Below are 1,438 nucleotides of genomic sequence, written 5' to 3'. Positions count from 1 at the left end.
GCCAAGATTATTTTTAAAGATCTTGAACAATGATCATGTGGACCGGTACAAAGCAGATGTTTCGTTCAGCTTCTGCGTGGATGCGTTCCGAACGTACGGCAGTCCACCCCCTGCCTTCATCTGAACGACCGGCAGCCGGCCTAAGGCAGAGCACATGATTTTGTTCAACACGCTCATGGGCGTGTGCGCGGGGCTGGTGATGCTCCTCGCCGCCGACGCGCTCAAGAGAATCCATACGACCGAGGGAGGGGAGGGTCTCGTCGGCACGGGTGTGGCATTGCTGGTCGTGGGAGCGCCACTGACCTTTCTCAGTGCCGTGATGGCGGTCACCTGGCCGCTCACGGTGAATCCCCCGATCAATGTCGCCTTCGCCGAACCGGCGCTTCTCCTGGGCGTCCTGGCGCTCGTCGGCGGCGCGGTCCTGGTGAAGGGCCACGTGCGGCCGGACACCTCGTTCACGGCGCCCACGGCATGGGTGATCGGAGCCGTGGGCCTGATCCTGCTGGCCGTTTCGTCGGCCATCTTCTCGTACGACCTGGTGGGAGACGCCCCTGATCAGGAGCCCATCACCGGCCGGTTCAAGGGATGGGAGAACACCACCTTCGGCCTCGTCTACCTCGTCGGGGCGGTCGGATGCCTCGTGGTGCCCCTGTACAGGTCCAGCAGGGTGTGGTCGTTCCATGTGGTCCGTTATGCGTGGATCGTGACGGGTCTGTTCTTCCTGGTCTTCAGCGTGCTCAACTACCGGACCCACATCGGGATGCTCGTCAACATTCAGCGCAAGACCGACTACGAATGGTGAGTTGGGCATAGCAGGTGATCGCAGGGCCGTGGCGCAGGGCGAAGGTCATCGCTTGGCGCCTCGGCCGCCATCACGGCGTCGAGGCACCCGGCAGGAGCCTGCTCACCCAATGGCGGACCTCGGTGCCCGAGCAGAGGCGGATCACTGTCAGATGGGGGTGCCGGTCGATCCGTTCGGTGGTCTGCCGTCGCTTGTCCCCGTGCCGTGACCACGCGTCCCGGATGGGGTGATCGGCCTCCAGCCAGTCCTGGAAGCGCTCCCGATTGCCGTTCCACAGCTCACGCCGGGCGGCGGCCCTGACGATCGAACGCCGCACCACCCGCCGCATGACCGTAGGGCGGGGCAGGTCGAGCCAGACCAGCGTGTCCGCACGCTGCCAGAGGAGATCCCCGAGCGCGCCGGAGTACTGGTCCTCGGTGACCCAGCGCGGAGTGGCCGAGAAGGCGTCCACCTCGGTTTCGAACTCCGGTCGCTTCACCCAGCGCGGCCCGTGATACATCGCATCGAGTTCGAATCGGGGCAGTCCGAGCCGCGCCGACAGCGTCGTGCTCAAGGTCGTCTTCCCCGACCCGCAGATCCCTGAGACCATCACTTTCTCCATTGCGCTCCATATCCGTCTCAGTCGAAACGCGCGAC

2 protein-coding genes are annotated in these 1,438 nt (G+C 64.6%); one reads left to right on the top strand and one right to left on the bottom strand.

Annotation, left to right across the window (positions count from 1 at the left end; translation table 11 throughout):
* The first annotated feature begins 154 nt into the window (after positions 1 to 154).
* Positions 155 to 802, top strand: a complete 648-nt coding sequence (locus HKK72_RS39285; protein WP_187239435.1) for a DUF981 family protein — start codon at positions 155 to 157, stop codon at positions 800 to 802.
* Between the two features lie 70 nt (positions 803 to 872).
* Here HKK72_RS39285 and HKK72_RS39280 read toward each other — a convergent pair whose 3' ends face one another.
* Positions 873 to 1,355 carry a hypothetical protein gene (locus HKK72_RS39280; protein WP_222721701.1) on the bottom strand — a complete coding sequence of 161 codons (483 nt, stop codon included), beginning with the start codon at positions 1,353 to 1,355 and terminating at the stop codon, positions 873 to 875.
* Between the last annotated feature and the right edge of the window lie 83 nt (positions 1,356 to 1,438).

The sequence above is a fragment of the Actinomadura sp. HBU206391 genome (assembly GCF_014323665.1).
Taxonomy (GTDB): domain Bacteria; phylum Actinomycetota; class Actinomycetes; order Streptosporangiales; family Streptosporangiaceae; genus Actinomadura_C.
This window is presented reverse-complemented; position numbering and strand designations above follow the sequence as displayed.